The 13,536-nt window shown below is 75.0% G+C and carries 14 protein-coding genes; 9 read left to right on the top strand and 5 right to left on the bottom strand.

Translation table 11 applies throughout. From position 1 onward, the window contains the following. Positions 1 to 282: 282 nt before the first annotated feature. The 6 genes from ACFV0O_RS37445 (at position 283) to ACFV0O_RS37420 (ending at position 6,622) form a co-directional block, all read left to right on the top strand. Positions 283 to 1,017, top strand: coding sequence for an alpha/beta fold hydrolase (locus ACFV0O_RS37445; RefSeq protein WP_380348691.1), 735 nt, complete (start codon positions 283 to 285; stop codon positions 1,015 to 1,017). A gap of 178 nt (positions 1,018 to 1,195) precedes the next feature. Next, entirely contained in the window at positions 1,196 to 1,651 is a 456-nt protein-coding gene (locus ACFV0O_RS37440; RefSeq protein ID WP_380348690.1) for an OsmC family protein, read from the top strand. After that, positions 1,648 to 3,090 (top strand): dihydrolipoyl dehydrogenase family protein, encoded by a 1,443-nt coding sequence (locus tag ACFV0O_RS37435; RefSeq protein WP_380348688.1) that lies wholly within the window; start codon positions 1,648 to 1,650, stop codon positions 3,088 to 3,090. Before ACFV0O_RS37440 ends, ACFV0O_RS37435 begins: the two co-directional genes overlap by 4 nt. Before the next feature lie 170 nt (positions 3,091 to 3,260). After that, positions 3,261 to 4,355 carry a WD40/YVTN/BNR-like repeat-containing protein gene (locus ACFV0O_RS37430; RefSeq protein ID WP_380348686.1) on the top strand — a complete coding sequence of 365 codons (1,095 nt, stop codon included), beginning with the start codon at positions 3,261 to 3,263 and terminating at the stop codon, positions 4,353 to 4,355. 190 nt (positions 4,356 to 4,545) lie between these two features. Continuing rightward, positions 4,546 to 5,295: a GNAT family N-acetyltransferase gene (locus ACFV0O_RS37425; protein ID WP_380348684.1), complete on the top strand. Its 750-nt coding sequence runs from the start codon at positions 4,546 to 4,548 to the stop codon at positions 5,293 to 5,295. 292 nt (positions 5,296 to 5,587) lie between these two features. After that, positions 5,588 to 6,622: a LacI family DNA-binding transcriptional regulator gene (locus ACFV0O_RS37420; protein ID WP_380348682.1), complete on the top strand. Its 1,035-nt coding sequence runs from the start codon at positions 5,588 to 5,590 to the stop codon at positions 6,620 to 6,622. 70 nt (positions 6,623 to 6,692) lie between these two features. Here ACFV0O_RS37420 and ACFV0O_RS37415 read toward each other — a convergent pair whose 3' ends face one another. The 3 genes from ACFV0O_RS37415 to ACFV0O_RS37405 form a co-directional block, all read right to left on the bottom strand. Beyond that, entirely contained in the window at positions 6,693 to 7,730 is a 1,038-nt protein-coding gene (locus tag ACFV0O_RS37415; RefSeq protein WP_360259736.1) for a sphingomyelin phosphodiesterase, read from the bottom strand. 239 nt (positions 7,731 to 7,969) lie between these two features. Then, positions 7,970 to 8,488 carry a GNAT family N-acetyltransferase gene (locus ACFV0O_RS37410; RefSeq protein WP_380348680.1) on the bottom strand — a complete coding sequence of 173 codons (519 nt, stop codon included), beginning with the start codon at positions 8,486 to 8,488 and terminating at the stop codon, positions 7,970 to 7,972. Between the two features lie 60 nt (positions 8,489 to 8,548). After that, positions 8,549 to 9,010, bottom strand: coding sequence for a molybdopterin-dependent oxidoreductase (locus ACFV0O_RS37405; protein WP_380348678.1), 462 nt, complete (start codon positions 9,008 to 9,010; stop codon positions 8,549 to 8,551). A gap of 360 nt (positions 9,011 to 9,370) precedes the next feature. On the opposite strand from ACFV0O_RS37405, the gene ACFV0O_RS37400 reads away from it, so the two are divergent. Together ACFV0O_RS37400 and ACFV0O_RS37395 are read left to right on the top strand one after the other, a co-directional pair. Then, a complete protein-coding gene (locus ACFV0O_RS37400; RefSeq protein ID WP_360259742.1) occupies positions 9,371 to 9,742 on the top strand; it encodes a YciI family protein in 372 nt (123 codons plus the stop codon). Between the two features lie 172 nt (positions 9,743 to 9,914). Next, positions 9,915 to 11,219: an RNA polymerase sigma factor gene (locus ACFV0O_RS37395; RefSeq protein ID WP_380348734.1), complete on the top strand. Its 1,305-nt coding sequence runs from the start codon at positions 9,915 to 9,917 to the stop codon at positions 11,217 to 11,219. Here the strand turns inward: ACFV0O_RS37395 and ACFV0O_RS37390 are convergent. Continuing rightward, positions 11,185 to 11,652 carry a MarR family winged helix-turn-helix transcriptional regulator gene (locus ACFV0O_RS37390; RefSeq protein ID WP_380348733.1) on the bottom strand — a complete coding sequence of 156 codons (468 nt, stop codon included), beginning with the start codon at positions 11,650 to 11,652 and terminating at the stop codon, positions 11,185 to 11,187. The two genes, ACFV0O_RS37395 and ACFV0O_RS37390, sit on opposite strands and share 35 nt — an antisense overlap. 149 nt (positions 11,653 to 11,801) lie before the next feature. On the opposite strand from ACFV0O_RS37390, the gene ACFV0O_RS37385 reads away from it, so the two are divergent. After that, complete coding sequence (locus ACFV0O_RS37385; protein ID WP_380348675.1) at positions 11,802 to 12,584, top strand: dioxygenase; 783 nt, start codon at positions 11,802 to 11,804, stop codon at positions 12,582 to 12,584. 63 nt (positions 12,585 to 12,647) lie between these two features. Here ACFV0O_RS37385 and ACFV0O_RS37380 read toward each other — a convergent pair whose 3' ends face one another. Then, positions 12,648 to 13,295, bottom strand: coding sequence for an NAD(P)-dependent oxidoreductase (locus ACFV0O_RS37380; protein WP_380348674.1), 648 nt, complete (start codon positions 13,293 to 13,295; stop codon positions 12,648 to 12,650). Positions 13,296 to 13,536 lie beyond the last annotated feature (241 nt).

Here is a 13,536-nt window from a genome sequence, read left to right as displayed (position 1 = left end):
CTCGCCGCGCGCGCGCGGCCGGGGCTCCCCGCGCCCCCCCGCGCGGGGGCGGGCGCGGGGGGCGCGCGGGGGGGGGGGGCGGGGCGGGGCGCGGGGGCCCCCCCCCCCGGGCCCCTCGCCGTGTCCCCCGCTCGCCGTGCTCCGCCACTCGCTGTGCTCCGCCGCTTGCTGTGCTCCGCAGCTCGCCGGGGACACACCGACGGGAAATCCGCTGACCACCGTGCGCCTCCGCTCCTAGAGTCGTCGGTGACAGCAGCCCCACCGACGAAGGAGCGATCCGCCATGAGCACGTTCGTACTGGTTCCCGGGTTCTGGCTCGGCGCCTGGGCCTGGGACGAGGTGGCCGCGCCGCTGCGCGCCGCCGGGCACCGGGTCTTCCCGGTGAGTCTGCCCGGGCTGGCCGAACGGGCCGGCGAGAGCGGCGACTTCGGTCTGGAGGACCACATCGCCGACCTGGCCGACCTGCTGGTCCGCGAGGACCTGTGGGAGGTCGTGCCGGTCGCCCACAGCGGTGCCTGCGCCGCGGTGGGCGGGCTCGCGGACCGGATGCCCGAACGGATCCGCCGGGTGGTGTACCTGGACAGCGGCCCGTTGCTCGACGGCTCCGCGGTCTACGACCTCTGGCAGCCCGACTACCGGCAGACGGCCGACGCCTCGGTGGCGGACGGCCGGCTCCCGATGCCGTCGTGGGAGTACCTGAGCGCCCACGGCGCCGCTGCGGAGGGCATGGACGAGGCCACCCTGGCCCGGGTCCGTTCCCTCGCCACCCCGCACCCCGCCCGGGTGTACCGGGACGCACTGCGGCTGACCGGCGCGGGCGCCGCGCTGCCGCAGGCGCTGGTGTCCTGCTCGTTCCCGCTCTCCCAGGTCCGCGAGCTGATCGCGGCCGGCCACCCGTACTTCGCCGCGATGGCGGGGTCGAACTGGGAGCTGCGCGAGCTGCCGACCGGGCACTGGCCGATGTTCTCCCGCCCGGCCGACACGGCGGCGGTGCTCGCGGAGCTCGCCGCGCGCTGAGCCCGCCCGGCCCGGGCCGCCCCCGCCCGCCCCGTCCTGCCTGCGCCCGCCCCCGGGGGTGTCCCGTGCGCGCACCGCTGTGTCCCCTGCGCGTCCTGCGCGTGTCCGTCCGTCGCGCCCGCGGGCCCGGCCCGGCAGGATGGGCCCCACGTCGTACCCGAGCGGAGAGCGAGGCCCCGTGAGCGAACAGACCGGCCGTACCGAACCGCCCGCCGCCGGGCCCGAGTTCAGGCGGGTCACCTCGGCCGTGGTCACCGGCAGCGCCGCCGACGCGCCCTTCCGCGTGGACGTCAGGGCCGGCACCCACCCGCTGACCTCCGACGAGCCGGTGCGCCGGGGCGGCTCGGACAGCGGGCCGGAGCCGTTCGCGCTCCTGCTCGCCTCGCTCGGCTCCTGCACCGCGATCACCCTGCGGATGTACGCCGAACGCAAGAAGTGGCCGCTGGAGGGGGTCCGGGTCAGGCTCGGGTACGAGACGGACGGCAGCCGGGGCCGGATCTCCCGCCGGGTCGCCCTGACCGGCGGCCTGGACGGGGACCAGCGCGCCCGGCTGCTCGACATCTGCGAACGCACGCCCGTCACCCTCGCCCTGCGGGCCGGGGTGGCCATCGACACGACGGAGGACCGGGCATGACCAGCACCGCCGAGGAGTACGACGTCATCGTCCTGGGGGCCGGCCCGACCGGCGAGAACGTGGCGGACCGGACGATGGCCGCCGGGCTGCGCACGGTGATCGTGGAGGCCGAACTGGTCGGCGGCGAGTGCTCGTACTGGGCCTGCATGCCGAGCAAGGCCCTGCTGCGCCCGGTGGCCGCGCTGGCCGACGCCCGCGCGGTGGCCGGCTCCCGGGAGGCGGTCGGCGGCGGGCGGCTGGACGCGGCCGCGGTGCTGGCCCGCCGGGACTCCTTCGCCTCGCACTGGAACGACGACGGCCAGGTGCGATGGCTGCGGGACACCGGCATCGAACTGGTCCGCGGCCACGGCCGGCTGGCCGGGGACCGGACGGTGACGGTGGAGGCCGAGGACGGCAGCGAGCGGGTGCTCACCGCCCGGCACGCCGTCGCGGTGTGCACCGGCAGCCGTCCGGTGCTGCCCGGGCACGTGCCGGGGCTGGCCGAGGCCCACCCCTGGACCAACCGGGAGGCCACCGGCGCACCGGCCGTCCCCGGGCGGCTGGCGGTGGTCGGCGGCGGTGTGGTCGGGGTGGAGATGGCCACCGCCTGGCGGGCGCTGGGCTCCGAGGTGGTGCTGCTGGTGCGCGGGGACCGGCTGCTGCCGCGGATGGAACCGTTCGCGGGCGAGCTGGTCGCCGAGGGCCTGCGGAAGGCCGGGGTGGACGTCCGCTTCGGCACCGAGGTCACGGCGGTGGGGCGGACGGACGGCTCCGGGCCGGTGACCCTCACGCTCGGGGACGGCGGGGAGCTGACCGCCGACGAGGTGCTGTACGCGACCGGCCGGGCCCCGCGCACCGCCGACATCGGGCTTGAGCAGGTCGGGCTGAAGCCCGGCGACTGGCTGGAGGTGGACGACAGCTGCACGGTGCTCGGCGTGGACGGCGGGTGGCTGTACGCCGCCGGGGACGTCAACCACCGCGCGCTGCTCACCCACCAGGGCAAGTACCAGGCGCGGATCACGGGTGCGGCGATCGCCGCCCGCGCCCAGGGGCGCCCGCTGGACACCGCACGCTGGGGCGCGCACGCCGCGTCCGCCGACCTGGCGGGCGCGCCGCAGGTGGTGTTCACGCAACCGGAGGTCGCCGCCGTCGGCCTGACCCTGGCCGACGCCGAGCAGGCCGGGCTGCGGGTCAAGACCGTCGACCACGACCTCGGCGCCGTCGCCGGGGCCTCGCTGTACGGCGACGACTACCACGGCCGGGCCCGGGTGGTCTTCGACCTGGACCGCCAGGTACTCGTCGGCGCCTGCCTGGTCGGCCCCGGGGTGGCCGAACTGCTGCACTCGGCGACCGTCGCGGTGGTCGGCGAGGTGCCGATCGACCGGCTCTGGCACGCGGTGCCCGCGTACCCGACGATCAGCGAGGTCTGGCTGCGACTGCTGGAGGGCTGCCGGGGGTAGCCCTCTCCCGACCCGACGGCCCTCCGGGTGAACGGACCGGCCTCCCGGGTGAACGGACCCGCCTCCCGGGTGAACGGCGCGGCGAGATGTGGCCACCGATGGACGGCGGGACACTGACAGTCGGGGGCCGTTCCCGGGGGGCCGTGCTCGTTGACCAGGTGGTGTGAGGCATGACCGAGGTGCTGTTGGCCGTCGGAACCGAGAAGGGCCTCTTTCTCGGCCGCAGCCGCGACCGGCTGACGTGGGAGTTCAGCGGGCCGCACTTCCCGATGAACGCGATCTACTCCGTCTCCGTCGACCGCCGCGAGGGCCGGACCAGAATCCTGGCCGGCGCCGACAGCAGCCACTGGGGGCCCTCGGTCTGGCGGTCCGACGACCTCGGCGCGAGCTGGCACGAGCCGGCTCGGCCGGCCATCCGCTTCCCCGAGTCGACCGGCGCCTCGCTCACCCGGGTCTGGCAGCTGCAGCCCGCCGGAGCCGAGGCCCCCGGCGTCGTCTACGCGGGCACCGAGCCCGCCGCGCTGTTCCGCTCCACCGACGGCGGCGAGACCTTCGCACTGGTCGAATCGCTCTGGGAGCACCCGCAGCGGCCCCAGTGGGGCGCGGGCTACGGAGGGCAGGGCCTGCACACCGTCCTCACCGACCCGCGCGACCCGCAGCGGCTGCTGGTCGCCGTCTCCAGCGGCGGCGTCTACCGCAGCAAGGACGGCGGCGACAGCTGGGAGCCCTCCAACACCGGGCTGCGCGCCGAGTTCTTCCCGGAGCAGAGCCAGTACCCCGAGTTCGGCCAGTGCGTGCACAAGATCGCCCCCGACCCCGTCCACCACGACCGGCTCTACCTGCAGAACCACGGCGGCGTCTACCGCAGCGACGACTGGGGCGGCAGCTGGCGCTCGATCGTCGACGGGCTGCCCGCCGAGTTCGGCTTCGCCGTCGCCGCCCACCCCCGCCGGGGCGGCACCGCCTACCTCGTCCCGCTCGGCGGCTCCGACGATCGCATCCCGCCCGGCCGCCGCTGCCGCGTCTTCCGCACCAACGACGGCGGCGACAGCTGGCAGGAGCTCGCCGACGGCCTGCCCGGCGAGGACCACTACGGCATCGTGCTGCGCGACGCCCTGCGCACCGACGACGCCGACCCGGCCGGGATCTACTTCGGCAACCGGACCGGCGACGTGTACGGCAGCCGGGACGAGGGCGAGAGCTGGTCACTGCTGCTCTCCCACCTGCCGGACGTGCTCTGCGTCCGCGCGGCGGTGGTGGCCTGAACCAGCGCCCGCCCCCGGACCGCCCGCCACACCGCCCGCCGCCGCACGCCGCCCACCGCGCGCCGATCCCCGCGCGCCGCGTCCCGCGCCCCGCACGCCGCACGAAAACCGGTTGCCCCGCGCGCCCGGTTCTGGTGAGCATGAGCCGCCGACGAACGATCTCGTCAGAACTCGTGAAAAGGGGTGGGCCATGGCGGAGGCCGACTGGGTGGTCAGGCACGACGGCGACGGCACCCCGGTGCTGCGCTACCGGCTGGGCGAACGGGAGGGCCGGCCCTGGGCCGACCTGTTGGAGGTGCTGGACGAATCGGCGGACACCACCGGGTTCATCCGGGCCGAGCTGCCCGGCTGGGTGGTCTCCGGCAGCCCCGAACTCGGGCGGCGGCTGGTGGCGGACGGTGCGACGGTGCTGCGCCACGCGCACACCTTCCGACGGGACCTGCGCGCCGACCCCCCGCCCGCCGACTGGGCCGGGGCGCCGCTGCGCGAGGGCCTGCGGGCGGTGCCCTGCGACCGCGCGCCCGAGGAACTGTTCGAGGCGTGGCGGGCCGCCTTCGCCCCCGGGCACGTCGACCACTTCCCGGGCGACGACGCCCGGGCCCTGGCCGAGCGGCTCGGACTGCTGCTCGCCGGGAAGGCCATCGGCCCGGTCCTGCCCTCCAGCGTGCTCGCCGTGGACGCCGAGGACCGCGTGGTCGCCGGGGTGGTCCTGACCGACCGCAACGGCCTGCCGTGGGTCGGCGACGTCTTCCGCCACCCACGCCGCGGCTACCGCGGCCTCGGCGCCGACCTGCTGCGCCGGGCGGTCACGGACGCCGCCGCCCGCGGGCTCGCCGACGTGCACCTGGTGGTGACCGAGGGCAACCCGGCCCGCCGCCTGTACGAGTCGCTGGACTTCCGGCTGCGGGAGACCTCACTGACGGTGAGGGTGCCCGGGTAGCTCCGGAACCCCGGGACCGGGCCCGTTCACGGATGACGATCCCGCCCGGGGCCGTGAACGCCGCCGTCGGGCGCGGCGGCCGGACGGCTGTGCGGCGCGGCGGCGCGGCGGGGTCCGGCGCGGCGGGGTCGTGTCCATCGACCTGCTCCCACGGTCGGCAACGGCACCGGAGGCCGCCCGTCCCGCCGGCGTCGGGACGGGGCCACCGGCCCCGCAAGCGGGGACGGCCGATCGGGGCCGCCGGGACCTGGCGAATCCGGCTGGTCGGAGGCGGTGTGTAGGCTCACCGGTCATGGCGAGGGTGACACGGGACGATGTGGCGCGGGCGGCGGGAACGTCCACGGCCGTGGTGAGTTATGTGATCAACGACGGGCCGCGGCCGGTGGCGCCGGCGACCCGGGCGCGGGTGCTCGCGGCGGTCGAGGAGCTCGGTTACCGGCCCAACCGGGTCGCCCAGGCGATGGCGCGGCGCCGGACCAACCTGCTCGGGATGGTCGTGCCGGACGCCCGCCAGCCGTTCTTCGCCGGGCTCGCGCACGCCGTCGAGCAGGCCGCCGCCGATCACGGCCGGCTGCTGCTGATCGGCAACTCCGACTACGCCGACGAGCGTGAGGCGCACTACATCCGCGCCTTCCTCGGGATGCAGGTGGACGGCCTGATCCTGGTCACCCAGGACCCGGCCACCCCCGGGCTGACCGGTTTCGACGTCGCCGACGGCACCCCGGTCGTCCTGCTGCACCACCGGGCGGAGACCGCCGACGGCGTCTCCGTGGTCGCGGACGACGAGGGCGGCGCCCGCGAGGTGGTCCGCCACCTGCTCGGGCACGGGCACGCCGAGGTGCACTGCTTCGGCGGCACCCGCGCGCTCAGTCCGCACGACCCGGTCAGCGGGCGGACGGCCGGCTGGGTCGCCGCCCTGGAGGAGGCCGGACTGCCGACCGAGGGACGGCTCGCCCCCGCGCCGTTCGACCGCGTCCGGGCGCACGCCGAGGCGCTCGCCCTGCTGGCCCGCCCCGACCGGCCGTCCGCCGTGTTCTGCGCGACGGACGACCAGGCGATAGGCCTGCTGCGGGCCGCGGACGACCTGGGGATCCGGGTGCCCGAGGACCTCGCGGTCGCCGGCTTCGACGACATCGCCGAGGCAGTGATCGCCGGGCCCGCGCTGACCACCGTGACCACCGCGCAGGACGAGATGGCCCGTGCCGCGCTGGAGCTCGTGCTCGGCGGGGCGGAGCACCGCGCCACCGGTACCCGGACCTTCCCGGCCCGGCTGGTGGTGCGGCGCTCCTGCGGCTGCCCGGCACCGGACCGGCCCGCCCTGGGCTGACACCGGCCCGCCCTGGGCTGACACTCGCCGGCCCCGGGCTGACACCGGCCCGTCCGGCCCCGGCCGGGCGTCAGTTCAGCCGGAACGTCGCCTCGACCGGGTAGTGGTCGCTGGGCGCGACGGTGTCGGGCTGCCCGGGGGCCCAGCCCGCCTGCGGGTCGAAGTCGACCTTCACGGCCGACATCGCGGCCGGCACCGGACGGCCCGGGGCGTTGAGGTAGCCGATGTAGTCGAGGTCGTCCCGGTAGTCCTTGGGGAAGGTCTCGACGCCCGCCATGTACTGGCACCAGGAGGAGACCGGGCAGTCCATGGTGGTCCGGTTCTGGCCCGGGTCGGTGGCCGGGGTGCCGAGCACGCCGTTCACCGCGTTCTGGGCGTTGGCGTAGTCGCCGCGGGCCTGGCCGTGGAAGTACTCGACGTTGAGGTCGCCGCCGATCAGCACCGGGGCGCCGCTGCCGGCGATCCCGTCCGCCCAGGCGCGGATCTCGGCGAGCTGGCCGAGCCGGGTGGACTGGGTGGTGTCGGTGGAGACGTCCGACTCGTCGGCCTGCAGGTGGGTGCCGACCACCCAGGCGGTGCTGCCGTTCTTGGTCACCTTCACCAGCGCCGCGCCCTTGTTGGCGTGGTAGTCCCAGGTGCCGTACGTCGAGTTGCCGAAGACGTGGGCGTACTGGGCGGTGATCGGGTACTTGGAGAGGATCATCGTGCCGCCGTTGATGACGAACCACGAGGTGGAGCAGTTGCCGCTGACGCCCGTCCAGCCGCCGCCGGAGCAGGTGCCGCCGACCACCGGGGTGCGGTACGGGTAGAGGTCGGCGAGCTTGCTGTTGATGTCGGCGGTCGAGCTGTTGTTGAACTGCTCGTCCAGGATGACGACGTCGGCGTCGTGCTGACGGACGATCTGCTCGATCACCGGGGTGCGGCGGGAGGCCTGCTCGTTCTGGGTGCTGTCGACGACGGCGGTGCCGAGGTCGACGTTGAAGGCGAGGACGGACAGCGTGGTGGGGCTCGCCGGGGTGTCGGCGGTGGCGGCCGGGGCGGTGCCGCCGAGCAGCAGAGCGGCGGCGGCTGCCGAGGTGAGGGCGGTGGCCGTACGACGCGAGAGCATGGGCGTTCTCCTGGGGGATTCGTCTACCCTGCGGGGCCCGGCGCCGGGGTGACCGGCGTCGGGACTTGGCGGGGGAACGCTAGCTACCGACCGGTACGTCGGGGAGAACGCCAGGAGAGCAGTTCCGGCCGATCATGTGACCGCGAGATGTCTGTACAGCTCTGGGCGGGTGGGCGACAAGGTGTCTGTACACCCTCGCACCACCCGCGCCGCGCCGGCGGAGCCCGCGCAGACCGCCGTCAGCCGTCGAGCAGTTCGTCCGCGAGCAGGTCCATCAGAACGTTGTCGTGCCAGCTGCCGTCCGAACCGCGCTCGTACTGGCGCATCGTGCCGACCTCCCGGAAGCCGACCTTGGCGTAGCAGCGGATCGCGGCGAGGTTGTCCGCGGCCGGGTCGATCACCAGGCGGTGGTAGTGGTGCTCGTGCACCAGGTACCGGGCCATGGTGCGCACCGAGTCGGTGCCCAGGCCCAGGCCGTGCACCGTCGGATCGAGGTAGAGGTCCATCCCCGCGTGCCGGTACTCGTCGTCGTTGTTGGCGTACCACTGGATGGCGCCGACCACCTGGCCACCCAGGTCGATGGCGAAGGTCTCCGTGTCGGGCGATTCCAGGTCGTTGGCCACCTCGGCCGGCAGGTCGTCACCGCCCCGCCAGCGGGCGAACACCTCGGGCGTGCCGCGGATGGCCGCCAGGGCCGGGATGTCGTCGGTGGTGGCCGGTCGGAGCGTCACCAGCGCGCCGTGCAGAATCGTCCCCATATGGGGCATGTTGGCACGGAAACCCGGCTCCGGCGAGTGTTTTGCCGCAGGTGACGAACCCTAGGCGGTGGGGTTCGCCGGGTCACCGAGAGGGCCGAGCCAGACGGCGGTCACGGCGCTGACGTAACGGGCGCCGCAGTGGTCGTCCGGGACGACGAGTTGCGGGCCGACGGCGTCCAGCGGGGCACCGTCCATACTGGTGGCCAGCAGGATCCGCCGGTCGCCGAAGTCCGGGTCGATCTCGGCCCAGGAGACCACCGCCCGGTGGCCGTCGGCGCCGACCACGGAGAGCAGGAAGCTCAGCCGCTGCTTGCGGCCGGAGAAGTCGATCCGGGGCCGGGCCTCGCGCAGCACGTCCAGCAGCGCCGGGCCCTCGTAGCCGTGGCGTTGCTCGCCCTCGGTCCGGCAGTCGAAGCTGACCTCGACCCGGTGGGCGGGGAGGGTGCGCAGTTGGTCGACGGTCAGCTCGGCGGGGCGGTCGAGGTGGCCGTGCAGCCGGACGGTGGGTCTGGCCGGGGTCATGGTGCTCCCTCCTCCCGGGCCGCTGCGTCGCGGCCCGGGAGAGGACTACCCGAAGGAAGGTCCGCACATTCGCAGCTGCCGGGGTGAAAGGCGGTGTTCATCCGCAGATGCGAGGCAGAACGCCCGGTCCGACCGGAATCTGCGGCCACCCCATCCGTCGTCCGCGCGTGCATACCCTTCGACCCCGGACGGCGCTCCGGGCCGGGTGCGGGCCGATGCGGGCCGAGTGCAGTCCGATGCGGGCCTGCTTCCGGAATCCGGCGGAAGATTCTTCCCGGGCGGTGTCGATCCGGCGCCGGCCCGTTCGACGCAGGGGTGAGAGGCGGGGAGAGGCCCCGCCCGACCGACCGAGGAGTCACCATGCCGCGCTTCATGACACTGATCCGGATCGACGAGCAGGACCGCGCCGGATGGGAACCGGACCCGGGGTTCGAACAGCGGATGGGGGCCCTGTTCGAGGAGATCACCAAGGCCGGTGTGATGCTGGAGACCGCCGGGCTGACCCCGACGTCCCAGGGCACCCGGCTGACCTGGCACGAGGGGAAGGTCGGCCACACCGACGGGCCGTTCACCGAGACCAAGGAGGTCATCGGCGGCTACGCCATCCTGCAGTGCAAGGACCGGGCCGAAGCCCTGGAGTGGACCCGGCGCTTCCTGCAGACCCACCCGGTGCACTGGCCGGTCGAGGCCGAGGTCCGGCAGATCGAGGAGATGCCCGAACCGCCGAAGTGACCACCGTGGCAGTGTTTGCCTCCCCCACCGCCGGCTGCTCTGATGGGTGGCCGTGACGGAGAGGGCTGAGACGAACGGCACGACGGCGGACGGCACGACGGCGGACGGCACCGCCGCAGGCTCGTCGCCGACGGCCGGTACGACCGCGGGCGGCACCCCGGCGGACCGGACCGTGGCGGCGGTGGTCGAGACGGTGTTCCGGATCGAGTCCGCCCGGATCATCGCCGGGGTGACCCGGATCGTCCGGGACGTCGGCATCGCCGAGGAACTGGCGCAGGACGCGCTGGTGGCAGCGCTGGAGCGGTGGCCGCAGGAGGGTGTCCCGGACAATCCGGGCGCCTGGCTGACGGCCACCGCCAAGCACCGGGCGATCGACCTGGTCCGCCGCCGGGAGGTCTACGCCCGCAAGCTCGCCGAGGTGGGGCGGTCGTCGGAGGACGTGCCGCCCCACGAGCCGTCCGAGCCGGACGACATCGACGACGACCTGCTGCGGCTGATCTTCACCGCCTGCCACCCGGTGCTGTCGGCGGAGGCGCGGATCGCACTCACCCTCCGGCTGCTCGGCGGGCTGACCACCCCGGAGATCGCCCGCGCCTTCCTGGTGCCCGAGCCGACGGTGGCGCAGCGGATCGTCCGGGCGAAGCGGGCGCTGGCGAAGGCGGCGGTGCCGTTCGAGGTGCCGTACGGGGAGGACCGGGCGCAGCGGCTGTCGTCGGTGGCGGAGGTCATCTACCTGGTCTTCAACGAGGGGTACTCGGCGACCAGTGGCGGCGACCTGCTCCGCCCCCGGTTGTGCGAGGACGCGCTGCGGCTGGCCAGGGTACTGGCGGCGCTGATGCCGGCTGAACCGGAGGCGCACGGGCTGGCCGCGCTGCTGGAGTTCCAGGCCTCGCGCACGGCCGCCCGGACCGGGCCGGACGGCCGGCCGGTGCTGCTCGCGGACCAGAACCGGGCCCGCTGGGACGGGCTGCTGATCCGGCGCGGCTTCGACGCCCTGCAGCGGGCGGGCACCGGGCCGTACTCGGTGCAGGCGGCGATCGCCGCGTGCCACGCGAAGGCGCGGCGCTACGAGGACACCGACTGGGCGACGATCGCCGCGCTGTACGAGCGGCTGTCCGCGCTGTCGCCGTCCCCGGTGGTGGCGCTGAACCGGGCGGTGGCCGTGTCGATGGCCCGGGGCCCGGCGGCCGGGCTGGAGTTGGTGGACGCGCTGACGGCCGAGCCGGCGCTGCGCGGCTACCACCTGCTGCCGAGCGTGCGGGGCGATCTGCTGGCCCGGTTGGGGCGGGTGGAGGAGGCCCGGGCGGAGTTCGAACGGGCGGCGGCGCTGACCGGCAACGAACGGGAGCGGGAGCTGCTGCGGGAGCGGGCGGCCACCCTCGCCGCGGACCGGAGCACGGGGGAAGACCCGGACACAGGGGGACCGGGGCCGGGCCGCGGGGCTAGGGGGTTTCGTCCAGGCGCAGCCGGGCGCTGACCTCGCCGAGGCCTTCGGCGAGGACGGCCAGTTGCTCGCGGGTGAGCACGTCGATCAGCAGCTCGCGGACCAGGGCGACGTGCCCGGGTGCGGCCTGGCGCAGCATCTCCCGCCCCTGGTCGGTGAGTTCGGCGAAGACGCCGCGCACGTCGCTGGGGCAGGAGCGGCGGGCGACCAGGCCCATCCGTTCCAGCTGGGTGACCTGGTAGGTCAGGCCGCTCTTGGAGGTGACCAGCTTGTCGGCGAGTTCGGTCATCCGCAGCGAGTCGCCGGGGGCGGCGGACAGGTGCACCAGGATCTCGTACTGCTGGTGGGAGAGGCCGGAGTCCTCCTTGAGCTGGCGCTCCAGCCGGCGGTTCAGCAGGTTGCTCGCGGTGACGAAGCCCCGCCAGGCGGCCATCTCGTCCGGGTCCAGCCAGCGGGGTTCGTTCAGTGAGGACATGGGGCGAAGCCTACTCCTGTTGTTCAAATTCGAACGAAGGTGTACCGTCGACCCGAGTAGACGTTCAAATTTGAACTACTATCGGAATCGACCACACCACCCACCGTGAACCCTCACGATCCGGTCCCGAGGAGGACGCCATGAGCGCCGCGGCCCCCGAGCGCATGCCCGCCCTGTACCTGTCGCACGGCGCTCCGCCGCTGGCCGACGACCCGCTCTGGCCGGGCCAGCTGGCCGCCTGGTCCGCCGACCTGCCCCGGCCCGAGGCCGTGCTGATGGTCTCCGCCCACTGGGAGGAGGCCCCGCTCGCCCTCGGCGCCGTCACCACCGTCCCGCTGGTCTACGACTTCTGGGGCTTCCCCGAGCACTACTACCGGGTCCGGTACGCCGCCCCCGGCGCGCCGGAACTCGCCGACCGCGTGCGCAAGCTGCTGCGCGCCCCCGGCACGCCCGTCCAGGACATCCCCGACCGCGGGCTCGACCACGGCGCCTACGTCCCACTGGTGGAGATGTACCCCGAGGCCGACGTCCCGGTGCTCCAGGTCTCGCTGCCCACCCTCGACCCGCAGCGGCTGCTGGAGATCGGCCGCACGCTGGCCCCGTTGCGCGACGAGGGCGTGCTGATCATCGGCAGCGGCTTCTTCACCCACAACCTGCGGGCGCTCAGCAGCGACGGCCGGATCACCTCGGTGATGGCCGAGTTCGACGACTGGGGCCGGCGCGCCCTGGAGGCCCGCGACCTGGACGCGCTGCTCGACTTCGAGCACAAGGCACCCGCCGGACGCCTCGCCCACCCGCGCACCGAGCACTTCGCCCCGCTGTTCGTCACCCTCGGCGCCGGCGAAGCCGACCTGGACAGCCAGCGCAGCGTCATCGACGGGTTCTGGATGGGGCTGGCCAAGCGCTCCGTCCAGCTGGGCTGAGCCCCTCGGCGTCGGGCGGCCCGGGCGGCCCGACGCCGACCGGCACGGGGAACAGGTCGACCGTCACAGGGAGCAGCAGGTGAAACGCTCGCCGATGTGCTCGGGCTGCTCGATCTCGTCCACCAGGGCGACCGCGTAGTCCGGCACCGAGATCCTGCTGCGCCCCTCGGCGTCGGCGAGCAACTGCTCCAGGCCGGTGCGGTACCGGCCGGTCCGCTCACCGGGGCCGATCTCGGCGGCCGGGCTGAGCACCGTCCAGCGGAGGTCGGCGACCGTCCGGTAGTAGTCCAGCGCCGCACCGTGCGCGTGCATGATCTGCAGGATCGCCTCCGGCAGCCCCGGGGCGTCCCAGACCCGGACACCCGGGGCGGTCTCCAGGCTGCCCGCGCCGCCCACCACGACCAGCCGGGGCACCGGCCCGTCCAGCCCGCGCAGGCCCTCGACCAGGGAACGGGCCGCGGGCTCGATCAGCGCCAGGTGGCCCGGGCCGTCGCCGCCGCCGACGGCGCTCACCAGGACGTCCCGGCCGGCCGCGACCCGGGCGACGTCCGCCGGGTCCAGCACGTCCCCGCGCTCCACCGTCGCGGCCGCACCCCGGTAGCGCCCCGGGTCGCGGACCACGGCGGTGACCTCGTGGCCGCGGGACGCCGCCTCCACGACGACCGCGCCGCCGATGCTGCCGTTGGCGCCGATCACGGCGATCCTGGCCATGGGGTACCTGCCTGGTGGCTCGGTGGGGGCCGCACCTGCCGGACGGCGTCGGACAGGTCGATTATCGGGCGGATCCCCGGCGACGACCGGAGGGTTGGGCCTCCCGTGTGACGCCCCGCCGCCGGCGTGCCCGAACGGACGGGCCCCCCCCCCCCCCCCCCCCCCCGGGGGGCGCCCGCCGGGCCGGGGCGGGGGGGGCCGCGGGCGGCGCGGGGGGGGGGGGGGCCGGGGGCCCCCCGCG

Origin of the sequence: Kitasatospora sp. NPDC059577, assembly GCF_042735475.1 — a bacterium.
GTDB lineage: Bacteria > Actinomycetota > Actinomycetes > Streptomycetales > Streptomycetaceae > Kitasatospora.
Note: the sequence above shows the minus strand (reverse complement) of the source record. Positions and strands in the feature narration are given on the sequence as shown.

Excerpts from the sequence above, each read along its gene's own strand:
- ACFV0O_RS37445 (WP_380348691.1), top strand. The coding sequence starts at position 283 with ATGAGCACGTTCGTACTGGTTCCCGGGTTCTGGCTCGGCGCCTGGGCC.
- ACFV0O_RS37435 (WP_380348688.1), top strand. The coding sequence starts at position 1,648 with ATGACCAGCACCGCCGAGGAGTACGACGTCATCGTCCTGGGGGCCGGC.
- ACFV0O_RS37430 (WP_380348686.1), top strand. The coding sequence starts at position 3,261 with ATGACCGAGGTGCTGTTGGCCGTCGGAACCGAGAAGGGCCTCTTTCTC.
- ACFV0O_RS37425 (WP_380348684.1), top strand. The coding sequence starts at position 4,546 with ATGGCGGAGGCCGACTGGGTGGTCAGGCACGACGGCGACGGCACCCCG.
- ACFV0O_RS37420 (WP_380348682.1), top strand. The coding sequence starts at position 5,588 with ATGGCGAGGGTGACACGGGACGATGTGGCGCGGGCGGCGGGAACGTCC.
- ACFV0O_RS37415 (WP_360259736.1), bottom strand. The coding sequence starts at position 7,730 with ATGCTCTCGCGTCGTACGGCCACCGCCCTCACCTCGGCAGCCGCCGCC.
- ACFV0O_RS37410 (WP_380348680.1), bottom strand. The coding sequence starts at position 8,488 with ATGGGGACGATTCTGCACGGCGCGCTGGTGACGCTCCGACCGGCCACC.
- ACFV0O_RS37405 (WP_380348678.1), bottom strand. The coding sequence starts at position 9,010 with ATGACCCCGGCCAGACCCACCGTCCGGCTGCACGGCCACCTCGACCGC.
- ACFV0O_RS37400 (WP_360259742.1), top strand. The coding sequence starts at position 9,371 with ATGCCGCGCTTCATGACACTGATCCGGATCGACGAGCAGGACCGCGCC.
- ACFV0O_RS37385 (WP_380348675.1), top strand. The coding sequence starts at position 11,802 with ATGAGCGCCGCGGCCCCCGAGCGCATGCCCGCCCTGTACCTGTCGCAC.
- ACFV0O_RS37380 (WP_380348674.1), bottom strand. The coding sequence starts at position 13,295 with ATGGCCAGGATCGCCGTGATCGGCGCCAACGGCAGCATCGGCGGCGCG.